19 protein-coding genes, 1 tRNA gene and 1 riboswitch are annotated in these 25,822 nt (G+C 63.3%); of the genes, 9 read left to right on the top strand and 11 right to left on the bottom strand.

Annotation, left to right across the window (positions count from 1 at the left end; genetic code table 11):
* Positions 1–49 precede the first annotated feature (49 nt).
* Both ACS3WA_RS13495 and ACS3WA_RS13490 read left to right on the top strand, forming a co-directional pair.
* The gene (locus ACS3WA_RS13495) at positions 50–526 is read left to right on the top strand and encodes a TerB family tellurite resistance protein (protein WP_438279032.1); all 477 of its coding nucleotides are present in this window, start codon (positions 50–52) and stop codon (positions 524–526) included.
* Between the two features lie 179 nt (positions 527–705).
* Positions 706–1,488, top strand: coding sequence for an SDR family NAD(P)-dependent oxidoreductase (locus ACS3WA_RS13490; RefSeq protein ID WP_438279031.1), 783 nt, complete (start codon positions 706–708; stop codon positions 1,486–1,488).
* A 15-nt stretch (positions 1,489–1,503) separates the two neighbouring features.
* On the opposite strand, the gene ACS3WA_RS13485 is transcribed toward ACS3WA_RS13490, so the two are convergent.
* Positions 1,504–4,383, bottom strand: a complete 2,880-nt coding sequence (locus tag ACS3WA_RS13485) for an autotransporter outer membrane beta-barrel domain-containing protein (protein WP_438279030.1) — start codon at positions 4,381–4,383, stop codon at positions 1,504–1,506.
* 435 nt (positions 4,384–4,818) lie between these two features.
* Positions 4,819–4,894: transfer RNA gene (locus ACS3WA_RS13480), tRNA-Ala, on the bottom strand.
* Positions 4,895–5,422: 528 nt separating this feature from the next.
* Between ACS3WA_RS13480 and ACS3WA_RS13475 the strand changes: the two genes are divergently transcribed.
* The 3 genes from ACS3WA_RS13475 (at position 5,423) to folD (ending at position 7,049) form a co-directional block, all read left to right on the top strand.
* Positions 5,423–5,713, top strand: coding sequence for a YggT family protein (locus tag ACS3WA_RS13475; protein WP_040674890.1), 291 nt, complete (start codon positions 5,423–5,425; stop codon positions 5,711–5,713).
* Between the two features lie 11 nt (positions 5,714–5,724).
* On the top strand, positions 5,725–6,045 hold the full coding sequence (locus ACS3WA_RS13470) for a DUF167 domain-containing protein (protein WP_438279029.1): 321 nt from the start codon (positions 5,725–5,727) through the stop codon (positions 6,043–6,045).
* A gap of 119 nt (positions 6,046–6,164) precedes the next feature.
* The gene (gene folD, locus ACS3WA_RS13465; protein ID WP_438279028.1) at positions 6,165–7,049 is read left to right on the top strand and encodes a bifunctional methylenetetrahydrofolate dehydrogenase/methenyltetrahydrofolate cyclohydrolase FolD; all 885 of its coding nucleotides are present in this window, start codon (positions 6,165–6,167) and stop codon (positions 7,047–7,049) included.
* Positions 7,050–7,070: 21 nt separating this feature from the next.
* On the opposite strand, the gene ppa is transcribed toward folD, so the two are convergent.
* The 8 genes from ppa to ACS3WA_RS13425 all read right to left on the bottom strand — a co-directional run bounded on the left by ppa (position 7,071) and on the right by ACS3WA_RS13425 (position 16,694).
* Entirely contained in the window at positions 7,071–7,601 is a 531-nt protein-coding gene (gene ppa, locus ACS3WA_RS13460; protein WP_438279027.1) for an inorganic diphosphatase, read from the bottom strand.
* Between the two features lie 107 nt (positions 7,602–7,708).
* A complete protein-coding gene (locus ACS3WA_RS13455) occupies positions 7,709–8,221 on the bottom strand; it encodes an N-acetyltransferase family protein (protein WP_438279026.1) in 513 nt (170 codons plus the stop codon).
* Positions 8,222–8,406: 185 nt separating this feature from the next.
* Entirely contained in the window at positions 8,407–9,177 is a 771-nt protein-coding gene (locus ACS3WA_RS13450) for a cysteine hydrolase (protein WP_438279025.1), read from the bottom strand.
* Between the two features lie 192 nt (positions 9,178–9,369).
* Positions 9,370–10,632, bottom strand: a complete 1,263-nt coding sequence (locus ACS3WA_RS13445; RefSeq protein ID WP_438279068.1) for a flavin monoamine oxidase family protein — start codon at positions 10,630–10,632, stop codon at positions 9,370–9,372.
* 16 nt (positions 10,633–10,648) lie between these two features.
* Entirely contained in the window at positions 10,649–13,375 is a 2,727-nt protein-coding gene (gene mutS, locus ACS3WA_RS13440; RefSeq protein WP_438279024.1) for a DNA mismatch repair protein MutS, read from the bottom strand.
* A gap of 116 nt (positions 13,376–13,491) precedes the next feature.
* Entirely contained in the window at positions 13,492–15,048 is a 1,557-nt protein-coding gene (locus ACS3WA_RS13435; RefSeq protein WP_438279023.1) for an MDR family MFS transporter, read from the bottom strand.
* A gap of 4 nt (positions 15,049–15,052) precedes the next feature.
* On the bottom strand, positions 15,053–16,213 hold the full coding sequence (locus tag ACS3WA_RS13430) for an HlyD family secretion protein (protein ID WP_438279022.1): 1,161 nt from the start codon (positions 16,211–16,213) through the stop codon (positions 15,053–15,055).
* Positions 16,206–16,694: a MarR family winged helix-turn-helix transcriptional regulator gene (locus ACS3WA_RS13425; RefSeq protein ID WP_438279021.1), complete on the bottom strand. Its 489-nt coding sequence runs from the start codon at positions 16,692–16,694 to the stop codon at positions 16,206–16,208. Before ACS3WA_RS13425 ends, ACS3WA_RS13430 begins: the two co-directional genes overlap by 8 nt.
* A gap of 254 nt (positions 16,695–16,948) precedes the next feature.
* Between ACS3WA_RS13425 and ACS3WA_RS13420 the strand changes: the two genes are divergently transcribed.
* The 3 genes from ACS3WA_RS13420 (at position 16,949) to ispG (ending at position 19,906) form a co-directional block, all read left to right on the top strand.
* Positions 16,949–17,440, top strand: a complete 492-nt coding sequence (locus tag ACS3WA_RS13420; protein ID WP_438279020.1) for a Fur family transcriptional regulator — start codon at positions 16,949–16,951, stop codon at positions 17,438–17,440.
* A 60-nt stretch (positions 17,441–17,500) separates the two neighbouring features.
* Complete coding sequence (locus ACS3WA_RS13415) at positions 17,501–18,469, top strand: DMT family transporter (protein WP_438279019.1); 969 nt, start codon at positions 17,501–17,503, stop codon at positions 18,467–18,469.
* Positions 18,470–18,613: 144 nt separating this feature from the next.
* Positions 18,614–19,906 (top strand): flavodoxin-dependent (E)-4-hydroxy-3-methylbut-2-enyl-diphosphate synthase, encoded by a 1,293-nt coding sequence (gene ispG, locus ACS3WA_RS13410; protein WP_438279018.1) that lies wholly within the window; start codon positions 18,614–18,616, stop codon positions 19,904–19,906.
* Between the two features lie 128 nt (positions 19,907–20,034).
* On the opposite strand, the gene ACS3WA_RS13405 is transcribed toward ispG, so the two are convergent.
* Positions 20,035–21,642, bottom strand: coding sequence for a Na+/H+ antiporter (locus ACS3WA_RS13405; protein WP_438279017.1), 1,608 nt, complete (start codon positions 21,640–21,642; stop codon positions 20,035–20,037).
* A 760-nt stretch (positions 21,643–22,402) separates the two neighbouring features.
* Positions 22,403–22,462: riboswitch (Fluoride riboswitch) on the top strand.
* A 191-nt stretch (positions 22,463–22,653) separates the two neighbouring features.
* Here ACS3WA_RS13405 and ACS3WA_RS13400 point away from each other — a divergent pair.
* Positions 22,654–25,822: nitrate reductase subunit alpha (locus ACS3WA_RS13400; protein WP_438279016.1), on the top strand; the 3,169-nt coding region annotated here is incomplete at its 3' end.

Raw genomic sequence — 25,822 nt, 5'->3', positions numbered from 1 at the left:
TCCAGACATTGCGCGAGACATTGCACCAAACATTGCGGCAGACGGACCGATGCTCGATAAACTGCGCCATTTCATTGCCGACGTTGTGTCCTCCGAAACGTCGGAGCACCGGGTCTTCGACGAAACAGGATGCAAGCTCGCGGCGACTGCGCTGTTCGTCCATATCATCTCGCTCGACGGCGCGCCCTCCGAGGTTGAACTTCGCAAGCTGCACGAACTGATCGAAACCCGTTTTGAGCTCGATCCCGGCACCGCCGACAAGCTGATCGAAGCGGCGACGCTGGAGGAGGGTGAGGCGGTCGATCTCTACCATTTCACCAGCGTGATCATGCGATCGCTGAACGACGAGGACCGTTTGCGCATCGTAGAAATGATGTGGGAACTGGTTTACGCGGACGGTCACGTCAGCGAATTCGAGGAGAACGTGGTGTGGCGCGCCGCCGATCTCCTGGCAGTCTCCTCGCGCGATCGCATCGACCTCAAGCACCGCGTCGGCAAGCGGTCGGCGGCAGGCCGGCCAAACTGAGCCGTCGGGTAGCGTGAACCGCCGTGCACGCCCGGCCTGTCCGGGTTTCCGGGCGCAAATGTAAAGCGGAATATTCGATCCGAACCTCCCGCCAGCATGTTGAAGACCGCGCCGCTCCATGCTGAAACGGGGCGCTCTCCGGCCGTATTTTATTCCCAGTCATTGCAAGAGCGTGGATCGTGATCAATCCGGTGACATTGATAACAGGCGCGTCCTCGGGAATCGGCGCCGAGTTCGCGCGGATATTCTCCGCCCATGGGCACAGGGTGGCGCTGGTCGCCCGGCGCGCCGATCGGCTCAATGCGCTCGCCGCTGAAATCACCGCATCGGGCCGCATGTCGCCGATCGTGATTCCCTGCGATCTCGGCAAGACGGATGCGACAGAGCGGATCGCCGCGGCGCTCACCGCCGAGAGTGTCGAGGTCAAGTATCTGGTGAACAATGCCGGATATGGATTGTTCGGCCGGGCTGCCGAACTGGACCGCGCCGATCAGCTTGCGATGATCGACCTCAACATCCGGGCTCTGACGGATCTGACGTTGCGTTTCGCCCCGAACGTGATCCGGCTGCGCGGCGGCATTCTCAACGTCGGCTCGATCGGCGGATTTTTGCCTGGCCCCGGCATGGCGGTCTATTACGCGTCAAAAGCCTTTGTCCTGTCGTTCAGCGAGGCGCTGCGTGGCGAACTGGGTCCGCTCGGCGTCCGGGTCACTGTAATCTGCCCGGGTCCGGTGCCGTCCGGATTTCAGGCGCGGGCGGGGCTCAAGCCGGGCTTTGATTCCGCGATTCTCAATGTGTCCGCAAAGGACGTCGCCGCGGATGGCTACCGGGCGCTGATGGCCAACAAACGGGCCGTGCTGCCCGGTCTCGGTATCAAGATCGTGCCGTTCCTGCTTCGGCTGTTTCCGCGCGACTTCATCCTGTGGGGGGTCGCCGGCTTCCAGATGCGAAGGCGACCGTGACGTTCGGCCCGCGGCTCACCAAACGTAGCGGATGGTGCCCTTGCCGGCGTAGGACCGTGTGACGTTGGAGAACTCACTTTCGAAGGTGGCGGCCACCGACCAGTCGTCGATCCACTTCATCTCGGCCGCGCCGGTGACCAGCGCGGCGTCGGAAGCCATGGCAGCGCCGTTCACGACGAAGCTGGCGCCGGGCAAGGTCTGGAACGTCGCGGCGACTGTGCGATCCGGATTGAAATCGTGCGCCCATGCAAGACGCCCGCGCAGCGTCAGGATCGCGTCCTGCACCGGGTAGGATTTGTCGGTGCGGAGACCGACTTCGCTGCGGATATCCGTCACGCTTTTGGCATGGTTGGCCAGCGCAAAGGTGTTGGCGCCAGACAGAACACTTTCGGCATAAGCCGGCAGATCGAACGTGGTGAACTGGCCGGCCGTATAGGGCGTGATCCCGACGCCGCCCGTTGCGGGACCGACCGCGCGATAGCCGTCTTCGACACGGCCCGACCATGCATTGGCGTTGAAGCGCGCCTGCAACCGGTCCGCGCCGCTGATCGTCACCATGCGGTTGGTGGTGACGTCCTGCCAGCCGTAAGCAAGCGCACCGGAAAGATAGGCGGCGCCGACGGCATGTCGAATGAAGGTGCCGGACTGGAACAGGTCGGACTGTCCGCTGCCCCGCCCGTTGGCGATATTGAAGCTGGTGCCGCCGCCCGCCAGCGCGAAGCCGGCGGTTGTGAACGGCGAGATACGATAGTCGGCGCCGACCGCGACGCCGGCGACACTCGAGGTCGCCGTACTGGATCCGAGCGAGGTATTGCCGTCGGTGGTCTGCGAACCGCCGTAGCCTGTGGCCCACACGCTCCAGCGCGGGGTGAGGGGATCGGCCATTGCAGGCACCGTGCGAGAGATCGCGGCATAGGCGTCACGCTCGTTTTTCGAACGTGGCGCGTCTCCCGACGCATAGGCGCCGACACCGTAGCCATCTTCGGCATAGGCCGGGGCCGCACCGTTTGCGGTTGCACCATTGCCGCGGCCGGCGATGAAAGGATCACTCAGGATTCCCAGGAACAGGTCCATTGCATTGAAGGTGGCCTGCAGCGAGCCGGTCGCCGCTTCACCCGAGACCTGGGTCAGGCCTGCCGGCGTCAGCGCACCGAATGCCAGCGGAATGCCGCCGGCGGTGTTGAAGGAATTGATCAGCGCATTGGCGACATTGCGCTGATTTGGGCTGGCAAAGGCCCTCGCCAGTTGCGGAACAAAGTTCAGCGTCAGGTTGAGATAGGCATGGGTCGGGTCGTAACTCAGGCTGCTCACGAAGTTCGCGGGCAGGTTGGTATTGGCCAGCGAGCCGAACGCGCCGCTGACGTTGCCCGCGGTGAGGATGGTATATTGCTTCGAGATGTAACTGCCGTTGGCATAGATCGCCTTGACGGTGGCGCCACTGAGCGTCGCTGCACCCGCGACATGGGCGGATGACGCGGTGGCGGGGTTGAGCATCACCACATATTTCGCGCCCGATTGCAGGGCCAGGCTGCCGAGATTCAGAGAGGAGAAAGGCGTGCCGTCGCCCGGCGCCAGCGTGCCGCCGCTGTTGATGCTGACGCTGCCGACGCTTCCGGTGCCGGCAAGCACCGCGCCGGTATTGACGCTGACCGGGCTTGACGCCGCCAGCGAGCCGGTGACGTTGAGCGTGCCGGCGTCGACCGTGGTGGTTCCGGTATAGAGGTTGGCGCCGGCGAGCGTCAGCGTTCCCGTCCCGGCCTTGATCAGCGCGCCGCCGGTGGCGCCGGCTGAACTACAACTCGAGCCTGATGGTCCGCAGTCGCTGATGACGCCGCTGACGGTGGTGCTAAGATTGTTGCCGCCGACCGTGAGTTGATTGGCGCCGAGGTAGAATTGTCCGTTGCCGGCGATCGAGCCAGCCGAGAGCTGCCCGTTGTTGAGCGGTCCGCTCGACCCCGAGAAGTCGGTCGACGCACCAGTGCTCCCATTGGTGATACTGGCGTTGCCGGCCGTGCTGTTGGCGGCGAATTGCAAAAATTTGTTGTTAGCGAGGCTGGCGTCACCGGCCGTGCTGGAGTCGGAGAACTGCAGAAGATTGTTATTGGTGATACTGGCGTTGCCGGCCGTGCTGTTGTGGGCGAATCGCAGGTAAATGTTGCTGGTAATGCTGGCGCTGCCGGCCGTGCTGGTGTCGTAGAAGAACCCGCTGCCGTTATTGATGATGCTGGCATAACCGGCCGTGCTGGTGTCATAGAACTCCAGGATGCTGTTATTCGTGATGCTGGCGCTGCCGGCCGTGCCGTGGGTGGCGAATTGCAGAGAACTGTTGTTCGTGATGCTGGCGTTGTCGGCCGTGCTGCTGCCGAAGAAGTACAGGGTGTTGTTGTTGGTGATGTTGGCGCTGCCGGCTCTGGTGGCGTCATAGAACTCCAGGCTACCATGATTAGTGATGATGGCGTTGCTGGCCGTGCTGGTGTCGATGAACTGCAGGACACCGTTATTGGTGTCAGTGATGCTGGCGCTGCCGGCTGTGCTGCCGTGGGAGAATTGCAGCAAATTATCATTAGTGATGCTGATGCTGCCGCCGTTGACGACGATCCCGGCGCCAGCGAAGATTAGAAAATGGGTGTTAGTAAAGGAATAATTCGAAGCGTTGAAGGTCCACCCGCCCAGGGTGGTGTCATTCGCGAACGTAATGTTCGTGCCGGTCGAGGTGCCGAACGATGCGGTGCCGGTCGGCACGGTGGCCGGGGTCCAGTTCGCAGCGTCGTTAAAATTGCTGCTGGGCGGAGCGGGGAGCCAGCTCGCATCCTGGGCCGCGGCCGGCGCTGTCCACGTCAACGCCAAAGCGAGCCATGCCGCAAAGCCCGACTTGTCCATTGACAGCCTGCCCATGCCCCGTTCCTCCGGCTGCGTGCTGGAGGTCGCCAGCAGAGCCGTGACCGAATCGCGTAACTGATATTATCGTATTCATGGCTAATATTATCTTACCTCCCCCCTCCTGATCGGACATTCCGCACCGCTCCCGTGTGCCGGCAAGTCTTGATCCGGCCGCGGTGTTGCCCTTGGGAAACTCATTAGCAGTACCCGCGCTGTAACATCCATGCGCGACGCTTTTCACCAGCCAGGTACAACGCTGAGTTGCGGATAAATCTCCGAATTACTCGCGACCAGCCGAGGGGGGCGGTTCGGCCCAGAATGCCCCACGACGAATGCCGTGGGTCATGCGTGGTCGCTGCCGAGCTTCACCTCGACGATCGAGCGGTTCAAGCGAGCGCGTCGTGATCGACGGCAGCGGTCACAGGATAACGGTTGCCTCTCGGGAGTCGCTGGTGGAGCCAGGCGGGATCGAACCGCCGACCTCGTCATTGCGAACGACGCGCTCTCCCAGCTGAGCTATGGCCCCGTCCACGGTCGGCAAACGATGCAGCGACCGGAAACGCCGCCATTTACAGTCCTCGCCAATCGCAAGTCAAGAACGGCTGAAACCGGCATTTTTATAGCGTTTTCGAGCGAAGTGGATACCGGTTCGCGTCGAGAAAACGCGTTAAATCAAAATCATAGAGCCCCGCTTCTGATTCAGTAGAAGCGGAGAGGCTCTAGGGCTTCATTTTCCCCGACTTCCCTTGTTTGGCGGGAACCGAAACGATATTTTAGCGGGCTCGCATCGTCCGGATGCGATGTTCGCCGCCGTCGCGCAACCACCCGAGGCGAACTTCGAATCCCGGGAGAGACGAGAGACCGATATCTGGTGTAGTTCGGTTCAGAAGTTCTCTTGACGGCCCTTTGGCCAAAGGTGAAGAGAACGGCTGAACCCTGCACGAGTGGTCCGATTCTAAATTTTCGCGTCCGGGACGCGCGGCCAGGTGGGGTCGCGAATGTCAAATTCTCTCCACCGGTCGAATCCACGACCAAACCCGCGAGCCATTTCCTCATGCGAGCCATACTGGATATCGTCCTCATCATCCTCGACCTCTATGTCTGGCTGCTGATTGCTTCGGCGATCCTGTCATGGCTGATTGCCTTCAATGTGGTGAATACCCGCAATCAGTTCGTGGCCGCGGTGGCCGAATTTCTGGAACGGATCACCGAACCGCTGCTGGCGCCGATCCGCCGGATGCTGCCCAATCTCGGCGGTCTCGACATCTCTCCGATCATCCTGATCCTGATCATCCTGTTCATGCAGCGGGTCATCACCTATTACATCTATCCCGCCGTGTTCTGACCGGCGGTTTGATGGAGCCGTGGCGGTATTCTCCGGAGGGTCTCAGCATCGCGCTCCGGGTGACGCCGCGCGGCGGCCGCGACGGGATCGATGGCATTGAGACGTTGGCCGACGGGCGCCCGGTGGTGAAGGTTCGCGTACGCGCCGTCGCCGAAGGTGGCGAGGCCAATCGCGCCGTCGTGGCGGTGCTGGCGAAGGCGCTTGGGGTGCGCAAAACCGATGTCCGGATATGTGCGGGAGTGACCTCGCGGCTGAAGCAGGTCGCGGTCGGCGGCGATCCCGTCAGGCTCGGCCATGCCCTTCGCGCCCTGACCGCGGCTCAACCAGACTAGAGCGTTTTCGAGCGAAGTGGAATCCGGTTCGCGTGAAGGAAACGCGTCAAAGCAAGAAGCCAGAGTCTTTCACCGTTTCCATGAAACGGTGAAAGACTCTGGCAAGCCCGGGGATCAGCATGGCGGCCACAATCATCGATGGAAAACGCATCGCGGCAGACCTGCGCGCGCGGGTGGCCGATGAGGTGGCGCGCGTGAAGCGCGATCACGGGCTGACGCCCGGCCTCGCCGTCGTGCTGGTCGGCAACGATCCCGCGAGCGAAGTTTACGTCCGCAACAAGCACAAGCAGACCCAGGCCGCCGGCATGGCCTCGTTCGAACACGTTCTGCCGGCCGATGTGGCGCAGGCGGATCTGCTGGCGCTGGTGACGAAACTGAACGCCGATCCCGCCGTGCATGGCATTCTGGTTCAACTGCCGCTGCCGAAGGGGCTCGATACCGGAACGATCGTCGCCGCCATCGATCCGGCGAAGGATGTCGATGGCCTGCATCCGCACAACGCCGGCCGCCTCGCCGGCGGTCTGCCCGCACTGTCGCCATGCACGCCGCTCGGCTGCATCATCCTGACCAAAAGCGTGCATTCCTCGCTCGAAGGCATGGACGCCATCGTGATCGGCCGCTCCAATCTGGTGGGACGGCCGCTGGTGCAGTTGCTGCTCAACGAAAACGCGACGGTGACCATCGCGCATTCGCGCTCGCGCAATCTGCCTGAACTCTGCCGCCGCGCCGATCTGGTCTATGCGGCGGTCGGCAAGGCCGAGATGGTGCGCGGCGACTGGCTCAAGCCGGGCGCGACCGTGATCGATGTCGGCATCACCCGCCTGCCTGCGGCCGATGGCCAGACCCGCCTCGTCGGCGACGTCGCGTTCGACGAAGCCGTGAAGGTCGCGGGCGCGGTGACGCCGGTGCCCGGCGGCGTCGGCCAGATGACGGTCGCGTGCCTGCTGGTCAACACGCTGCGCGCCGCCTGCGCGATCGAAGGGTTGGCTGCGCCGGCGGTGTAGCGGTTTTAAAACCTCGTCCCGCTACTTTCCCTTCGCCCGCGCGATGGCTTCCAGAATCAGCCTGTGCGCATCCTCCGCGTCGCCCCAGCGCAGCACCTTGACCCATTTGCCGGGCTCCAGATCCTTGTAGTGCTCGAAGAAGTGCTGGATCTGCTGCAGCGTGATGTCCGGCAGGTCACTGTAGTTTTTCACCTTGTCGTAGCGCTGGGTCAGTTTCGAGGTCGGGACCGCGATGATTTTCTCGTCACCGCCGGCCTCGTCCTCCATCAACAGCACGCCGACCGGCCGCACGCTTATCACAGCGCCGGGCACGATGCCGCGCGTGTTGGCGACCAGGACATCGCAGGGGTCGCCGTCCTGCGACAGCGTGTGCGGGATGAAGCCGTAATTCCCGGGATAGCGCATCGCCGTGTAGAGAAACCGGTCGACCACCAGCGTGCCGGCGTTCTTGTCCATCTCGTACTTGATCGGCTCGCCGCCGACCGGCACTTCGATGATGACATTCACCTCATGTGGCGGATTGGGTCCGGTCGAGATCGCATCGATACGCATCGGCCGCCTCGCATTGGGTCTGGGATGTGAATCTGAGAAACGACTATGGCCGGGCAGCGGACCGGCTTCAATGGCGACCTGACGATGGAGCGACCTTCAAATCCGGTTCAATAACCGGTCCAGGCGAACGCCACCTTGTCGAGCGACTTTGGCCCGAATCTCTCGGAGGAGCGGGCGACCATGCGGCCGCCGAGCGAGCGGTAGAACTCCGTCGCCGGCTCGTTGTCGGACAACGCCCAGGTCACCATGCTTTTCAGCCCGCTCTGCAGCAGGTCGCGCCGGGCAGCGGTGAACAGCCGCCGGCCGAACCCCAGGCCCTGGAATTCCGGGCGCAGATAAAGCTCATAGATTTCGCCCTCATATTGCAGGCTGCGGGCGCGGTTGTGACCGTAATTGGCATAGCCGGCGACCTTGTCGCCGAACACCAGCACGCTGATGCGGCTGCCTTTGCGGATCGCGCTGTCCCACCAGTGCGGGCCGCGCCGGTTGATCAGCTTTTCCAGTTCCGCGCCGGGAATGATGCCCTGATAGGCTGAACGCCAGGCTTCGTCATGGGTGGCGGCGACCGCGGATGCATCCGCGACCTTGGCCGGCCGGAGTTCGATCAGGGTCGTGCTCATGCCCCGATCAAAGCAAGTCGGCGCGCGGTCTTCAAGGTCCATCGTTAATTAAAGGTTAAAATGTGGATTCCCGGCACCACCGATGCGACATTTTGTGCCGAAAAGGGACAGTCCGGGGCGACGCTCGGGGCCGGCATTGCCAAACCGGTCCCGCTGCGTCGCGACGTTTTCGGGGAAGGATCGGCTCAGCTCGACTGCCCCAGCAGCCGCACGAAGGTGTCGGAGGAAATCACCGGCGCGAAGAAGTCGTTGATGCGCTGCAACGCACCCGCAAGCTGCTCCGGCTTCTGCGTCCCGGTCGCGTCTCCGATCACAATGGGAAGGTATCCGTTGTCGCGCGCGGCGCGGGCGTTGCCCTCGATGCACCAATCGGTATGGATTCCGGTCAGGACCAGTACCTCGATCCGCTTGCGCGACAATTCGAGCGGCAGTTGCGTGCCGGCGAACGCCGTCTGCAAAGCCAGTTCATTGAACTCGAGATCTCCGGGCCGCACCAGCGCGCGCAGGTCGGGAACGAGTTCGTTGTCGGCCTTCTTTTTCTCCGGCGAGAAATCCAGCGCGCCGGTCCAGCTTTCATACTGCACCTTGTCGAATTCGGACTGCGGATAGTTTTCGCGGAAGACTTCGTAGCCGATCCAGTTGAACGACTTGAAATTGGAGGCCTTGCGCGCCGCGTTCACCACCTTGATCGTGGCCGCGAGACTGCCGCGCTCCCAATGCTTCTCTCCGGCCTGCGCGCCCCATGGCTGATACAATGAATTGTTCTGGCTCACCGATGCGAACGCCGCCGGCTTGCGCAGGATCGCCGCGAGGTCCAGCTTCTTCCAGTGCGGAGCGAGTTCGGGGATCGCCTTCAGTTCGTCGCCCGTCGCTGCTTGCGCGGCGCTTGCGCCGAGTGCGGATGCCGCGGCAATGCCGGCCGCGCCGGCGATGATGTCACGTCGAGATGCTTGCATCGATTGTCTCCCACGAATTGCAATAGGCATCATCGTAGAAACGGATCGCTGCAAAGTGCTGTCAAATATGGCCGGGTGAACAGTAGATCCTTCTGCGTTGCGCGCCGGCTGCAGCCGTCTCTTTCTTTTGTTTTGATCAAGTTTGTTCTTATCTGAAACCGTTCTCCACTTTGCGCGCGCGCGGCCTTCGGATCATGCTCTGGTGGAGCGGTCAACGCTTGCCGCCATCACCTCGCGCGCCGCACGCTCGCCGCTGTCGCGCGCGCCGTGCGCCGTGGAGAAGAAGTTCGGCGAGGTGGCCTCGCCCGCGAAGAACAGCCGGCTATCGACCGGCGCGGCGAGCACCGCTCGGTCGCCGGCATGGCCGGGCAGGGCGTGGGAATAGGCGCCTTGCGCGAAGGGATCGCGGGCCCAGCGCGATTCGGCGAGCGGCTTGAGCTCGCGACGAAAATCCGAGCCGAGCAGCGCCACGATCTCGTCGATCGCCTGCGCTGCGAATGCGCCGTCGCCGGCGTCCTCGAGTTCGCGCGCGAAGCTGCCGCCGAAAAATCCCTCGATGCAGGGCTGGCCGAACGGGCGCAGATGAAAGGCGCCCATTCTTGTCCGCATGGTTGCGCCGCGCAGGTTGCCGTCCTTTGGCAGCGCGTTATCGGGATCGTCGAGCGCCAGCATCACCTTGTCGTCGACGCCGAGCGGAAGACCGGCCGCGGCGCTCACCTTCTCGGGCAGTTCGGGGTGGAAGCGGATCGTTTCGTTCGCGATCAGGTTGGTCGGCACCGTCACGATGACTTGAGCCGCCGACAGCGTACCTTTCGATGTTTCGATGCGCAGGCTGCGCCTTGAATGATCGACACGCCAGACGCGTGTGTTCAGCGCGACCGGGCAGGGTCGGCCATAGGCTTCGATCAGCGCGCCGTAGCCGCGCCACACCCGCCAGTTGATCCCGGTGTCCTCATAGGCGGCCGTGTCGTGGACCGAGACGGAATCGAGTTCGCAGCCGTTCACATAGCCGGATATCGCATCGATCATCGGATTCCAGCGATTGCCCTGTTCGAGACAGCGGCTGGCCGCGGTGTCGGCGTCGTTCTCCGCCGCTTTCTCGATGCGCTCGTGGAATGCGTCGAGCGTGGCAAAAAAGTCCTGGCGCTCGGTCGCCGGGAATCCGGCGTCAAAGCTCTGATCGCGCCATGGCGGCCGCGTCCTGTCGATCTCGAAGCCGAGGCGGTCCGCGATCGCCGTAAAGGAATTCTGGTCGGCCGAATGCAGCCAGCCGCAGCCGAGATCGAAGACGATACCGGGAGCCGGCACGATGGTGCGGGCGCGTCCTCCGACGCGGTCGCGCGCTTCCAGCACGATGACGGAAAGGCCGGAGTCTTTCAGGGCATCGGCCGCGCCGAGCCCGGCTGCGCCGGCGCCGATGATGGCGACATCGACAGTGGAGGGGAGATTTCGCAACATCGCGGCACGCTGATTACTGTTTCGGCAGTTTCGCCTTGAGCGCATAAAGTGCATCCAGCGCCTCGCGCGGCGACATCTCGTCGGGATGCAGGGATTTCAACGCTTCGACCAATTGAGCGGTTTCGCTCGGCAATGCGGATTCGTCGGCTGTGCGTGAGGGTACCGCGAACAGCGGCAGATCGTCGACCAGCGCGCGCACGGTCGATCCGCGGTCCTGAGCCTCCAGTTTTGCCAGCACCGATTTGGCGCGCGCGACGACCGGCGGAGGCAGGCCCGCGAGCTTCGCCACCTGGATGCCGTAGGAGCGATCGGCCGCGCCGGGCAGAACCTCGTGCAGGAACACCACCTCGCCGTGCCATTCCTTGACGCGCACGGTGGCGTTGAACAGCCGCGGCAGCTTTGCCGACAGTGCGGTGAGTTCGTGATAGTGCGTGGCGAACAGCGCGCGGCAGCGGTTTGTTTCGTGCAGATGCTCGATCGCCGCCCAGGCGATCGACAGGCCGTCGAAGGTCGCGGTGCCGCGTCCGATCTCGTCGAGGATGACCAGCGCGCGTTCCGATGCCTGATTGAGGATGACGGCGGTTTCCACCATCTCGACCATGAAGGTCGAACGGCCGCGCGCCAGATCGTCGGCGGCGCCCACCCGCGAGAACAGCCGGTCGATCATGCCGATGCGCGCGCGTGCCGCCGGCACGAAGCTGCCGATCTGGGCCATCAGCGCGATCAGCGCGTTCTGGCGCAGGAACGTCGATTTGCCCGCCATGTTGGGGCCGGTGAGCAGCCAGATCTGTCCCGAGGACTGGCCCGGGCCCGGCGACAGATCGCAGGCGTTGGCGATGAACGGCTGTCCGGCGCGCTTCAGCGCCTGCTCGACCACCGGATGCCGGCCGCCTTCGATGGCGAAGTCGAGCGAGGCATCGACCTCCGGCCGGATATAATTTTCGTCGGTTGCGAGCTTGGCGAGCGACGCCGCGACATCCAGTTGCGCGAAGGCGTGCGCCGCATTGCGCAGGTCGTCGCCGGCCTCGACCACCATCGCGGCGAGCCGGTCGAAAATCTCCAGTTCGAGGCCGAGCGCGCGGTCGCCGGCATTGGCGATCCTGGCCTCGATCTCGCCGAGTTCCGACGTGGTAAAGCGCACCTGGCCGGCCAGCGTCTGGCGATGGATGAAAGTGGCGTTGAGCGGCGCGCTCATCAACCTGTCGCCGTGCTGCGCCGTCACTTCGACGAAATAGCCGAGCACGTTGTTGTGGCGGATCTTGAGCGTCTTGACACCGGTTTCATCGGCATAGCGCGCCTGCATCGCGGCGACGACGAGGCGCGAGTCGTCGCGCAGTTTTCGCGCCTCATCGAGCGCGCCCTCATAACCCTCGCGGACAAAGCCGCCGTCGCGTTTCGTCAGCGGCAGTTCGTCTGCGAGCGCCTGGCCGAGTTCGCGCGCGAGATCGCGGGAGGGGCGTTGCAGCGCCTGCATCGCTGCCGCGATGTCCGTCGGCGGATCGGAAAGCGCGGATAGCCGCGCCAGCGCCTGATCGGCGCCAATAATGCCGTCGCGCAGGCCTGCGAGATCGCGCGGGCCGCCGCGTCCGACCGAGAGCCGAGCCAGCGCGCGCGACATATCGGGCGCCGCGCGCAACACGGCGCGGATGTCGTCGCATGCCGCGTTGTCGGATACAAATGCGGCGACGGCGTCACACCGCCGTGCGATGGCGGCGTTGTCCGTCAGCGGCGCCGCCAGCCGCTGCGCCAGCAGCCGCGACCCCGCCGCCGTCACCGTGCGGTCGATGGCGTCGAGCAGCGAGCCGCGCCGTTCGCCCGCGAGCGTGCGCGTCAGTTCGAGGTTGGCGCGGGTGGCGGGATCGATCGCCATGGTGCTGTCTGCGGCTTCCCGCGACGGCGGCGACAGCGGCGGCCGCTTGCCGATCTGGGTGCGGTCGACATAGGTGACGGCGGCGGCAGCCGCAGTCGCCTCCAGACGCGACATGGCGCTGAGGCCGTCCATGGTGGCGACCGCGAAGTAATCGCACAGTCGCCGCTCTGCGGTCGCGCTGTCGAACACGTCGCGGGTCAGCGGCGTCACCGACGGCAACTCCCGTAGCAGCGCCGCCATGTCCGGATCGCCATGGAGCGCGTCGGACACGATCACCTCGTTGGGATTGATGCGCGCGAGCGTTGCGGCTAGTTCGCCGGTGCCGCATTCGGTGACGATGAACTCCGCCGTGGAGATGTCGATCCAGGCCAGCGCGATGCGGTCGCTTCCGGAGGACGCGCGCGCCCGCGCCAGCGCCAGCAGGTAATTGTTGGCTTTGGCGTCGAGCAGCGTGTCTTCGGTCAGCGTTCCCGGGGTGACGAGGCGAGCCACATCGCGGCGAACCACGCTCTTGTTGCCGCGCTTGCGCGCCGCCGCCGGATCCTCGGTCTGCTCGCACACCGCGACGCGATGGCCGAGCGCGATCAGACGGTGCAGGTAATTGTCCGAGCGTTCCACCGGAACGCCGCACATCGGGATGTCTGCTCCCTGGTGCTTGCCGCGCTTGGTGAGCGTGATGCCCAGCGCGCGGGACGCGATTTCAGCATCCTCGAAGAACAGTTCGTAGAAATCGCCCATCCGGTAGAACAGCAGCAGGCCGGGATTGGCCGCCTTGATTTCAAGATACTGCTCCATCATCGGCGTAACCCGCGCCGCCTCGGCGGGGGCGGCGGGGCTCGGCGATGTCGGGATGGCGCGCTGGATCGTCATGGCGGCGAAACTACAAAGTTTCGGCGCCGCTTCCTATGGCATTGCGGCAGCCTTGCGCGTTTTCCACCTTATCGGTTCGCAATTGCGCTGATGACGGGCATTCCTTCCCTTTTCGTCTATTCCATCACCGCGGGATGGTCGGCGGATGGCGCGCGCAACGCCGCCTTGGTCGATTTCAGGATCAGCGCCAGCGGAATCGCGCAGACCGTCACCAGCGCGACAAGCTCGAAGTCCTGCGAGAACGCGATGATTTGCGCCTGCGCGCTGACGATCAGATCCATCATCGCACGGCCCGCATCTGTGTGCAGGTTGATGGTGCTGGTCACGTCCGGCATCTGCAGGGCGTTATTGAACGGGGTGATGTGCTCGGCCAGCACCGCGTGGACGCGGGTGGTGCCGCTCGTCAGTCGGGCGATGACGATGGAAATGCCGATCGAGCTCGCGACGTTGCGCACCAGCGTCAGCATCGAGGTGCCGTCGGTGCGCAGATGGTTGGGCAGCGTCATGAAGGCCGCGGTCGTCATCGGCACGAAGACAAGGCCAATACCGTAACCCTGGACGATACTGTTGATGGCAATGGCCCGCACGGAAATATCGGCGGTCCAGGCGGTCATGTCGTAGAGCGTGATCGCGATCAGCGAAAGGCCGACGGCGATCAGCGTCCGCGCTTCGAAATATGTCATGAGACGGCTGACCATCATCATGGCCACGAACGTGCCGCCGCCGCGCGTCGCGAGCAGGAGCCCGGCGGTCAGGATCGGATAGCCGTAGGCGTTCTGGAACAGAGGCGAGGCCAGCGCCATGGTCGAGAACAGCACCACGCCGATCACCGCCATGAAGATGAGCGCGGTCGCGAAATTGCGATCCTTGAAAATCGCGAACTGGACGAACGGACGCTTGGTCGTCAGCGAGTGCGCGAAGAAATAATAGAAGCCGACGGCCGAGACAATGAACTCGATGATGATCTCCCGGGACTCCAGCCAGTCGAGCTGCTCGCCGCGATCGAGCGCAAGCTGCAGCGCGCCGATGCCGACGGCGAGCGCGCCGAAACCGAACCAGTCGAATTGCAACTTGGTGTCCAGTCTGGTCTCGTCCATGAAGACCATGAGGCCGATGACCGTGATCAGGCCGAACGGCAGATTGACGAAGAACACCCAATGCCAGCTATAGGTTTCGGTGAGCCACGCGCCGAGCGAGGGACCCATGATCGGCCCCAGCATCACGCCCATCCCCCAGATCGACATTGCTTTGGCGCGTTCGTGCAGCGCATAGCTGTCGAGCATCACCGCCTGCGACAGCGGCACCAGCGCCGCGCCGAACATGCCCTGCAGCAAGCGGAACAGCACCATCTGGGTGATATCCTGCGCCAGTCCGCACAAGACGGATGCGAGCGTGAAGCCGGCCGAGCAGAGGATGAAGATACGTTTGCGGCCGAAGCGGTTGGCGATCCAGCCGACCGGCGCGGTCATGATAGCCGCCGCGACAATATAGGACGTCAGCACCCAGTTGATCTGGTCCTGCGATGCCGACAGCGACCCCTGCATGTAGGGAAGCGCAACGTTGGCGATCGTGGCGTCGAGCGCCTGCATGATGGTCGCGGTCATGGCGCAGATCGTCACCATGTTCCGGCGCAGCCCTGGAACCGCAGCCGAATATGCGGCGGCCGCCGGCATCGCTCTAGTCCTGCTTCGCGCGCGACAGGCCGAGCAGACCCGCGAGCGAGCGGCGGTGATTGGTGTCGATCGAGACGTAGACGCTCATGCCGGATTTCAGCTTGCCGACCTCGGCATCGTTCTTGTCGAAATAGATCCGCACAGGAATACGCTGCACGATCTTGACGAAGTTGCCGGTAGCGTTCTGCGGCGGAAGGATCGCGAATGTCGCGCCGGTGCCGGGACTGAGCGACCCGACCGTGCCCTTGAAGACATGATCGGGGAACGAATCGATGGAGAGATCGACCGGCTGCCCGACGGCCACGTAGGTGAAGTCGGATTCCTTGGGATTGGCGTCGACCCATGGGTGATCGAGGTCGACGACGCTGAATACCGGCGTTCCCGCGGTCACGAAGCGGCCGAGCTGGATGTTGTCGACCTGCGTGGCGACGCCGTCGATCGGCGCCCGCAGTTCCGTATTCGCAAGATTGCGCTGCGCGTCGGCCAGCGCGGCCTCGGCCTGCGCGTAGGCCGGAAATTTCTCCAGCGGCAGATCCGGATTGCCGAGCAGTTTGTTGCGGGTATTCGAAATCTGCTGCTCCAGAATCTGGTTCACGCCCTGCGCCTGCACCAGCGCGCTGAGCGCGTTGTCGAGATCGAGGCGCGATCCCGAGTTGCTTTTCACAAGCGTCGTCTTGCGATCGACGTCTCGTTGCTTGACGTCGATGCTCTGCTGGGCGAGCGCCTCGGACTGGGCGTAGTTGGCGAGGTTCGATTTCAGCGTGTCGTATTCGATCTTCGCTTCGTTCAGCTTCGCTTCCGCCTGCTGGACAGCCAGGCGGAACGGCACGGGATCGATCTCGAACAGCAAATCGCCCGCCTTGACGTGTTGTCCCTCCTTCACGGTCACGCTGTCGATCTTGCCGGAGACCTCGGGCGTGATCAGAACCTTCTGCGCGCCGACATAGGCGTCGTCGGTGGTGACGTAGCGGCCGCCCGACAGATAGAACGTCAGCCCGGCGATCAGCGCGATCAGCGGCAGCACGACCAGGAGCAGCGGCCGGCGGTAGCGGCGCAGCGAAGCCAGCAACTGCCGGCGCGGCTTTGCATCGGCGGCCGTCGGCGGTGGCGGCTCGGTCGGCGGGACCTTCTGGTCGGGCGGAAATTTGAGGGCGGGCTCAGCCATAGTGCCGCTCTTTCGTTTTCTCACTGTCGATGGGCGCGTTGCCTTGCAGCGCGTTACGAACGTTGTTCTTGACGGTTTCGAGTTGCGCGATCAGACGGTGCGCGTCGGAGAGGCTGATATCGGCGAGCGCCGCTCGCGTGATTTCGCCGCGCAATACGGCGAGCTGGGCCAGCAGGGGCCGCGAGGCCGCGGTCAGGTAAAGACGATTGATGCGCCGATCGGTTTCGTCGCCGCGGCGCTCGATCAAACCGGCCTTGCAGAGTTTGTCGATCAACCGCGTCAGGGTGATCGGCTGCATCTCCATCAGCTCGGCGACATCCGCCTGCTTCAGCCCTTCGGTGCGCTCCAGTTTGGCGAGCACGGCCCACTGCGCCCGGTTCAGGCCGTAGCGCGACGCTTGCTTGTCGGCAAAGAGCCGGAGCAGCCGCTGCACCTCGAACAGGGTAAACAGAAAGTCGCTTTCGATCGAACGGTCGGGCAATGTCGGGAACTCCTAACACTCGTTATAATAAGCAAGCTTATGAAAAGCATTACCTCCACTTTGGAAAAGCTGCCCTGCGGAAAACTCATGGCCGGGTTGGTAGGCAGGACGATCGGCGAACGCAGGTCCCCAAATCTGGAAAACGGCCCCGGATCGGCATATGCTGCGTTGCAATAGGTGGATTCCGAACGTCGGGGGGTTGCCGCGGGAAACAGGGGGCGAAATCCGCTCAAAACGGTTTAGATAGACATCAGATGACAGCGACCAGACCGACATTCCCCGTGCCCGGGCACGATCACGACCGCTGCGCCTCGGAGGCGATCAGCCATGCGGAAAGGATCTGTGCCCAGCGTGCGCAGAAGTTCACGCCGATCCGCCGCCAGGTGCTGCAGGCACTGCTGTCGAGCCATCGGCCGCTTGGCGCCTATGAAGTGATCGAGGAACTGGCCAAATCGATGCCGCGCCCGGCGCCGATCACGGTCTATCGCGCGCTCGATTTTCTGATGGAAAACGGCCTCGTTCACCGCATCGAAAGCCGCAACGCGTTTCTGGCTTGCGGCCACGACCATGATGCGAGCGCGTTGGTGGCATTTCTCATTTGCGAGCGTTGCGGGTCGGTCGGCGAGATTCCGGCAAGCCGCGTGGCGCAGAGTCTTAGCGACGCGGTGCGCTCCAGCGGATTTACGCCGAAACTATCGGTGGTCGAAATCACCGGCACCTGTGCGCATTGCCAGAGCGCGGCCTAGCGCCAACCATCCACTGCTCCGCCTATCGGGACATTTTAGCAATCCGGCTCACCGGGAACCATGGCAACCAGCGATCCAGGCCTGACATCCGCGAGCCGGCCGCTGAGCGCCGGTGCGATCGCCCTGATGCTGATGCTCTGCCTGAGCTGGGGCTTCAATCAGGTCGCGGTGAAACTCGTCCTGCCCGACATTCCGCCGTTTCTGCAAGCCTTCATCCGCTCCTGCGGCGCAATCGTCATGCTGCTGGTGATTGCGCGGCTGCGCGGCGTGGCGTTGTTCAGGCGCGACGGCACGCTTGGCCCCGGCCTGGCCGCCGGCGTGCTGTTCGGATTCGAATTCGTGCTGATCTACCACGGGCTGCTGCTGACCACGGCATCGCGCGCGGTGGTGTTTCTTTATACCGCGCCGTTCTTTGTCGCGCTCGGTTCCTCCCGCATTCTCGGGGAAAGACTGCGCGCGTCACAATGGAGTGGCCTCGCGCTCTGCTTCGCCGGCGTCGCCTGCGCGATCGGCGTGCCGCAGCCGGATGTCGACGGCCGCGTGCTGCTCGGCGACATCATGATCGTCGGCGGCGGCGCGCTGTGGGCCGCCACCACGCTCCTGGTGAAGGCGAGTTCACTGATCTCGGCGCCGCCGGAAAAGACCTTGAGCTATCAGGTCGCCGTTTCGATCCCGATTCTCGGCGTCGCTGCCTGGGCCGCCGGCGAGACGCTGGACCGGATTCCGGGGCCACTGGCGCTGTCGCTGATGGCCTATCAGGCCGTCTGGGTGGTGGGCTTGACATTTTTGATATGGTTTTCAATGGTTAAGACTTATTCGGCCAGCAAATTGTCGGCTTTTACCTTCATCACCCCTTTGTTTGGCGTCGCGGCTGGCTATGTGATCATGCATGACCCGCTGACGCCGGCTTTCGGATTTGCGGCACTGTTGGTGGCTGCTGGTCTTTACCTCGTGAACTGGCCTAGTGCGGTGGTTCAGGAGTTTCCTCTCCATGTTTTGGAGGAAACTCCTGAACCTAAACCGCACTAGAATTAGAAATTTAGCGGTATCCCTTTGAATTCGAAGTTCGCAAAAGGGGGTAGCTGTAAGGTTGAGCGAACTTCGAATTCGGGATACCGCCCGCCCGCCATTGATCCGTTGCTGAATCCGACGAAAACCTGATATTTGAGACCCATGAACAAGCTCGAAAACCCGTCGCAAATCGACGTCGCAGGCCCGAGTCCGCGGCACAGAACCACGCAAGTCATGGTCGGCAACGTCGCCGTCGGGGGCGGCGCGCCGATCGTGGTGCAGTCGATGACCAATACCGACACCGCCGACATCGAGGGCACCATCGCGCAGGTCGCCGCCCTGTCGCGCGCCGGCTCGGAAATGGTCCGCATCACGGTGGATCGCGACGAGGCCGCCGCCGCCGTACCGCATATCCGCGACGGTTTGCGCAAGCGCGGCGTCACCACGCCGCTGATCGGTGATTTCCACTACATCGGCCACAAGCTCTTGGCCGATCACCCGGCCTGCGCCGAAGCGCTCGACAAGTACCGCATCAATCCGGGCAATGTCGGCTTCAAGGACAAGCGCGACAAGCAGTTCACCGACATCGTCGAGACCGCGATCAAATACGGCAAGGCGGTGCGGATCGGCGCCAACTGGGGCTCGCTCGATCAGGAATTGCTGACGCATCTGATGGAAGAAAACGCCCGAGCGGCTGCGCCGCTCGATGCCCGCGCGGTGACGCGCGAGGCGATGGTGCAGTCGGCGCTGTTGTCGGCGAAGCGCGCCGAGGAAATCGGCCTGCCGAAAAACAAGATGATCCTGTCGGCGAAGGTCTCGGCGGTGCAGGATCTGATCGCCGTCTACCAGACGCTGGCGGAACGCTCCGACTATGCGATCCACCTCGGCCTCACCGAGGCCGGCATGGGCTCGAAGGGTATCGTCGCCTCATCCGCCGCGCTCGGGATCCTTTTGCAGCAGGGCATCGGCGACACCATCCGCATTTCGCTGACGCCCGAGCCCGGCGGCGACCGCACGCTCGAAGTGCAGGTCGCGCAGGAACTGCTGCAGACCATGGGTTTCCGCACCTTCGTGCCGCTGGTCGCGGCTTGTCCCGGCTGCGGACGCACCACCTCGACCACGTTCCAGGAACTGGCGCGGTCGATTCAGGACTTCATCCGCGACGAGATGCCGAACTGGAAGGCGCAGTATCCCGGCGTCGAGCAGCTCAACGTTGCGGTCATGGGTTGCATCGTCAACGGCCCCGGCGAATCCAAGCACGCCGATATCGGCATCTCGCTGCCCGGCACCGGCGAGGCGCCGGCCGCGCCGGTCTTCGTCGACGGCAAGAAGTTCAGGACGCTACGCGGGCCGGCGATCGCGCAGGACTTCAAGGTGCTGGTGATCGATTACATCGAGCGGCGTTATGGCTCCGGCGCCAAGGCGCGGGTCGAAGCGGTGACCGCGGCGGAGTAGGGTGCCTTTCGGCCGTTAGATCAGGTCATGGTTGCCCCGAATCCCAACGAGCGACTCTTCACCTCTCCCGCTTGCGGGGGAGGGAGCACGTAGTGTTCCGATGAAGCGCTTTGAGCAGGAACCGGCACTTACAGCGGCGTGTGCTTTTCGCGGTTGTCGACCACCGCTTCCTCCAGGTCGAGATCGCGCTCGATCCGGCGGCGGGTCTCGTCGGTAATCTTGCCCTCGCGCAAGAGCCGGTGCAGATGCGTGCGCTCGATGCCGATGATTTCGCGCACCATGGATGCTCCCCTGGTCGCCGGCGAATGTTCGTCGCCGTGCCGCGGCGGATCGGGCAGCGCCCGCATCCGGGTTTCGTGCCGCGCTTCGAGAAACTTGGCGAGGCCTTCGGGCAGATTGCGCTCGGTGATGATGGTTGTGAGCGCGCCGCGTGCAGCCTCGATGATGGTTCGCCGCGCCGCGATCTCGGCCTCGCGCTCCTTCATCGCCTCGCGGTGGCCGTGCTTCGAAATGCCGAGCAGCTTGACGACCAGCGGCAGCGTCAGACCGATGCCGAACAGCGTCACGAAGATCACGCCGAAGCTCGTCAACTGGATGAGGTCGCGATAGGGAAACGCTTCACCGCCCGGCAGCGTCAGCGGCAGGGCCAGCGCCACCGCGAGGGACACCACGCCGCGAATGCCGGTGAAGCCGATCACCACGACATAGCGCCATGGCGGGGTCGGATCGCGCCTCCGGGTCCGCGCGCTGAGGACGCGGGTCAGGTAGGTGCCGGGGAATACCCAGATGAACCGCGCGGCGATGACGATGGCGGAGGTCAGCGCGATCGCCACCAGCACCTCGCCGATCGGGACCGCCTTCGCCTTCTCAATCAGCACCCGGACTTCGAAACCCATCAGCAGGAACAGCACACCCTCGATCAGCCAGATCGCAAGATCCCAGAAGAAGATGCCCTGAAGCCGCGTCGCCGCCGAGATCAGCAGCGGTCCGTTCCAGCTCACATAAAGTCCGGCGGCCACGGTGGCGATCACGCCTGAGCCGCCGAGATGTTCGGGCACCCAGTAGGCGAGATAGGGCGTCAGCAGCGACAGCAGGATTTCCACCCGCGCATCCTGTGCCCACTGGCGCAGGCGCAGGCTGAGCCAGCCGACGATGATGCCGAACGCCATCTCGCCGAACAGGATGAGGACGAACGATCCGGCGGCGGTCGGCAGCGAAAAGGCACCGGTCGAGACCGCGAGCACCGCGAAGCGATAGAGGATCAGCGCGGTGGCATCGTTGGCGAGGCCTTCGCCCTCGAGGATGACCAGAATCCTGTGCGGCAGATGCAGACGCTTGGCGATGGCGAGCGGCGCCACCACGTCGGGCGGTGAGACGATCGCGCCGAGCACGAAGCCGACGCCCCAGGGCAGGCCGAGCAGCCAGTGCGTGGCCGCCGCGACCGCGCAGGTCGTGAAGATGACACAGCCGATGGCAAGCAGAGCGATCGGCCGCAGATTGGATTTGAATTCGCGCCAGCTCATGGAGACGCCGGCGGAATAGATCAGCGGCGGCAGCACCATCAGCAGCACGCTTTCGGGCGCCATTTCAACGGGAGGAAAGCCCGGCACGAAAGCCAGCACGATGCCGACCACCAGAAATACGATGGCGGGCGCCGTCACCAGTCGCCGGGCCAATGCCGCCGATGCGGCAAGAATGGTGAGAACGAGCAGGGAAGTCAGGAAGGTTTCGGTCATGGAACGGGTACCCCTGTTCCTCAGATGGCGTGAAACGGCGGTGCGATCAATAAGCTTCGGTCGCGAGTCCCATCCGAAGGCGCCTGCAATACGCCGGCGTCGTCCACGCGAACATCATGTTAGGAGTTGGTGTCGCGTTTGGTCATGATGAAATCACCGGGCCTATCAACCGTGAAGTTGATCTCTTAATAAGAGTGCACCGTGTGTAATCCGTCGGAAGCGGCATGATCGGGCAAACGTCGCGGCAGCCCGTATCAATGATCTCGCTTATGGTCCATTTCCTCGCGACCCATCGCGCAACATGCATCCAGGCCCCTGGCGCGATTTGCGACACACACGTCGCGCCGATCCGTGTGGCGAGTGCCGCGTCGGTTCGTCTCGCGCTTCGGCTTGCGTCTCGCTTCGTTGAGAGAGCGTGATACTGATCTTGCGCCTGTCCTCCGGATCGACCGTGCGATCGTAGTCGCGCAACGCCCGGAGTCACCAACTTGTCGGCGGTTAGAGCGAGTCTTCAGTCCCCGTTTCAAATTTTTGCATTGCGAGAAGTCGGCCAATAACGGGCGTTTTATGCTCGAAGATTGCGACGGCCGAATTTCCGCAGACGACGAGCGTCTTTGCTGTGCGCAATCGATATCGGCATCACTGACCGCGCTTTGATGATGTTGCATTGCGAGCGACCCTCGCGATTACGACAGAGGTGGTCGTCGCGCTGCGCATAGATTGCGTCGTTGCAAAAACCAAAAACGCCGGTCTATGTTAGAAAATCATCTGGGATAGAGTCCCCCCAAACCGCCGCAAGGCTGATGACTTCTACCGCGGTACTGATCGCGGTGGGAGCGTTTACCCGAACCCAGGTTGGTAGATTGCTGTTTGCCTGCAAATCAGCGGGCAGACTCGCCGCGATTAATTCTGCGCGCGACAAACGACGGGAGGAATAGCACCTCCCGGCGAAGGGCAGTCCGTTGCGTTACGACAGGCCTCGCGCCCGGACGAACAACTGAGGAGACGCTGATGAGCTGGATACTTGATCTTGTTAATCCCCGGGAGCGTAAGTGGGAAGAGTTCTATCGCAACCGGTGGTCTCACGATAACGTCTTCCGCAGCACGCATGGCGTGAACTGCACCGGCGGCTGCTCCTGGGCGATCTACGTCAAGGACGGAATCATCACCTGGGAGATGCAGCAGACGGATTACCCGCTTCTCGAGCGCAGCCTGCCTCCCTACGAGCCGCGTGGCTGTCAGCGTGGTATCTCTGCGTCCTGGTACGTCTACAGCCCGATCCGGATCAAGTATCCATACATCCGTGGTCCGCTTTACGACATGTGGAAGGAGGCGAAGGCTTCGTTCAAGGATCCGATCCAGGCCTGGGCCTCGATCGTCGGAGACGAACAGAAGCGCCTGCGCATGCAGAAGGCGCGCGGCAAGGGTGGCTTTCGCCGCGCAAAATGGGAAGAGCTGAGTGAATTGATCGCCGCGGCCTGCTTGTACACCGCGCGCAAGCACGGCCCGGACCGTGTGATGGGCTTTTCGCCGATCCCGGCGATGTCGATGCTGTCATTTGCGGCCGGTACACGCTTCTTGTCGCTCTTCGGCGGCGGTTGCATGAGCTTCTACGACTGGTACGCCGATCTGCCGACGTCGTTCCCGGAAATCTGGGGCGACCAGACCGACGTGTGCGAGAGCGCCGACTGGTACAATTCCAAGTTCATTGTTTCGATGGCGTCGAACATGAACATGACGCGTACCCCCGACGTGCACTTCATCTCCGAGGCGCGTACCGAAGGAACCAAGTTCGTGGTTCTTGCACCGGACTTCAGCCAGGTCGCCAAGTACGCCGACGAATGGATTCCGATCCAGGCGGGGCAGGACACGGCGCTGTGGATGGCGGCCAATCACGTCATCCTCAAGGAATACTACATCGACCGCCAGGTCCCGTACTTCATCGACTACGTCAAGCGCTACACCGACCTGCCGTTCCTGGTGGAGCTGGAGCCCAACGGAAACACCTACAAGACCGGACGGCTGCTGCGTTCGAAGCGTGTCGCGCGCTATCGGGATGTCGAGAACGCCGACTGGAAGATGCTCGTCATCGACGAGAAGACCGGCGAGCCGCGCGCGTTCAAGGGACAGGTCGGCGATCGCTGGGGCTCCACCCACGGCAAGTGGAATCTGTCGGCGGAGGACACCCTGGACAACAGCCCGATCGATCCGGTGCTGAGCTTCATCGATAAATCCGACGGAGTGGTGCAGGTCGGCTTCGACGACTTCGCGAACGGCCGCGTCGTCTCGCGCGGCGTGCCGGTGAAGCGCATTGCCACGAACAAGGGCGAAGTGCTCGTCGCCACCGGATTCGACATCATGATGTCGCAGTTCGGTCACAGCCGCGGGCTGGAAGGCTCGTTCGCGACCAGCTACGACGACGAGGATGCGCCGTATACGCCGGCCTGGCAGGAGCGTCACACCGGCATCGGCCGCGAGACGGCGATCAGGTTCGCGCGTGAGTTTGCCACCAACGCCGAACTCACGAACGGCAAGTCCATGGTGATCGTTGGCGCCAGCGCCAACCACTTCTACTACAATAACCTGTGTTACCGCTCGGCGACCGTCGCCCTGATCCTGTGCGGCTGCTGCGGCGTCAACGGCGGCGGCATCAACCACTACGTCGGCCAGGAAAAGCTGGCACCGGTTGCGCCGTGGAACACGATTGCGATGGCTCTTGACTGGTCCAAGCCGCCGCGGGTCGTGCAGTCGTCGACCTGGCACTATGCCCATAGCTGCCAGTGGCGTTACGAGCAGGAGTTCACGGAGTACGGCCTGACGGCGCCGAATCCGCGCTGGGCCAAGGGTCACGCGATCGACCTGCAGGCGAAGGCGGTGCGTTCAGGCTGGATGCCGTTCACTCCGCACTTCAACCGCAATCCGATCGAGGTCGTCGCTGAGGCCGAACGTTCTGGCGCGAAAACGACGGAAGACATCGCGACTTACGTCGTCGACAAAGTCGCCAGCAAGACGTTGAATCTGGCGATCGAGGATCCCGACGCCGAGGAGAACTGGCCGCGGTTGTGGTTCATCTGGCGCGGCAACGCGATGCAGTCGAGCGCCAAGGGGCACGAGTTCTTCCTGCGTCACTATCTCGGTGCGCACGACAACGTGATCGCGGAGGATCGTGCGAAGGGCAAGTCAACGAGCGTCAAGTATCACGAGACCGCTCCGCGCGGGAAGTATGACCTCGTTATCGACATCAACTTCCGCATGAACACCACGGCACTGTACTCTGACATCGTGTTGCCGACGGCCTTCTGGTACGAGAAGAACGACCTGAACACCACGGACCTGCACTCGTTCCTGCATGTGCTGGGACAGGCGGTTCCGCCGGTGTGGGAGTCCAAGACCGACTGGGAGATCTTCAAGCTGATCGCCAAGAAGGTCAGCGAACTGTCGCCGCTGGCGTTCTCCAAGCCGGTGCGTGACGTGGTCCTTCAGCCGTTGATGCACGATACTCCTGACGAAATGTCGCAGCCGGAAATTCTCGACTGGGCGGAGGGCGAGTGCAAGCCGGTGCCGGGCAAGTCCTTCCCGCACGTACGGGTGATCGAGCGCGACTACGCGAATTTGTACAACAAGTTCATCTCGTTCGGACCGAAAGCGCGGGAGGATGGTATTTCTGCGGTCGGCGTGCAAATTCCGATCAAGAAACAGTACGACCAGATGCTCGAGAATCCGGTCATGCCGATGCCTGATGCAAGGCATATGCGGTGCGTGGAATGGGGCGGAAAGCGTTACCCGAGCCTCGAGGACGTGCTGGACGCGTGCAACACCGTGCTGTTGTGCGCGCCGGAAGCGAACGGCGAGGTAAGCTATCAGGGTTTCGTGAACGAGGAGCATCACATCGGTCTGCCGCTGGCCGATCTGGCTGAGCCGACCCGGAGCGTCTCTTGCAGGTTCTACGACCTGACGCGTCAGCCGAGGAGAATCCTGACGAGCCCGTGCTGGACGGGTCTGGTCAACGATGGTCGCGCTTACTCCGCCTGGTGCATGAACGTCGAACGGCTAGTGCCGTGGCGGACGCTGACGGGCCGGCAATCGTTGTACCTCGATCACCAGTGGTACCTCGACTTCGGCGAGCACATCCCGACCTACAAGCCGCGGCTCAACCCGCGCAAGACCGGCGATATCGTGA

It is taken from the genome of Nitrobacter sp., assembly GCF_051535235.1.
In the GTDB taxonomy this organism is placed as follows: Bacteria; Pseudomonadota; Alphaproteobacteria; order Rhizobiales; family Xanthobacteraceae; genus Nitrobacter.
The sequence above is the reverse complement of the archived record's forward strand: the minus strand, read 5'-3'. Positions and strand labels throughout refer to the sequence as shown.

Bases quoted from the DNA above. Each gene is read 5' to 3' on its own strand.
- ACS3WA_RS13495 (WP_438279032.1), top strand. From the start codon at position 50: ATGCTCGATAAACTGCGCCATTTCATTGCCGACGTTGTGTCCTCCGAA.
- ACS3WA_RS13485 (WP_438279030.1), bottom strand. From the start codon at position 4,383: ATGGGCAGGCTGTCAATGGACAAGTCGGGCTTTGCGGCATGGCTCGCT.
- ACS3WA_RS13475 (WP_040674890.1), top strand. From the start codon at position 5,423: ATGCGAGCCATACTGGATATCGTCCTCATCATCCTCGACCTCTATGTC.
- ACS3WA_RS13470 (WP_438279029.1), top strand. From the start codon at position 5,725: ATGGAGCCGTGGCGGTATTCTCCGGAGGGTCTCAGCATCGCGCTCCGG.
- folD (WP_438279028.1), top strand. From the start codon at position 6,165: ATGGCGGCCACAATCATCGATGGAAAACGCATCGCGGCAGACCTGCGC.
- ppa (WP_438279027.1), bottom strand. From the start codon at position 7,601: ATGCGTATCGATGCGATCTCGACCGGACCCAATCCGCCACATGAGGTG.
- ACS3WA_RS13455 (WP_438279026.1), bottom strand. From the start codon at position 8,221: ATGAGCACGACCCTGATCGAACTCCGGCCGGCCAAGGTCGCGGATGCA.
- ACS3WA_RS13450 (WP_438279025.1), bottom strand. From the start codon at position 9,177: ATGCAAGCATCTCGACGTGACATCATCGCCGGCGCGGCCGGCATTGCC.
- mutS (WP_438279024.1), bottom strand. From the start codon at position 13,375: ATGACGATCCAGCGCGCCATCCCGACATCGCCGAGCCCCGCCGCCCCC.
- ACS3WA_RS13435 (WP_438279023.1), bottom strand. From the start codon at position 15,048: ATGCCGGCGGCCGCCGCATATTCGGCTGCGGTTCCAGGGCTGCGCCGG.
- ACS3WA_RS13430 (WP_438279022.1), bottom strand. From the start codon at position 16,213: ATGGCTGAGCCCGCCCTCAAATTTCCGCCCGACCAGAAGGTCCCGCCG.
- ACS3WA_RS13420 (WP_438279020.1), top strand. From the start codon at position 16,949: ATGACAGCGACCAGACCGACATTCCCCGTGCCCGGGCACGATCACGAC.
- ACS3WA_RS13415 (WP_438279019.1), top strand. From the start codon at position 17,501: ATGGCAACCAGCGATCCAGGCCTGACATCCGCGAGCCGGCCGCTGAGC.
- ispG (WP_438279018.1), top strand. From the start codon at position 18,614: ATGAACAAGCTCGAAAACCCGTCGCAAATCGACGTCGCAGGCCCGAGT.
- ACS3WA_RS13405 (WP_438279017.1), bottom strand. From the start codon at position 21,642: ATGACCGAAACCTTCCTGACTTCCCTGCTCGTTCTCACCATTCTTGCC.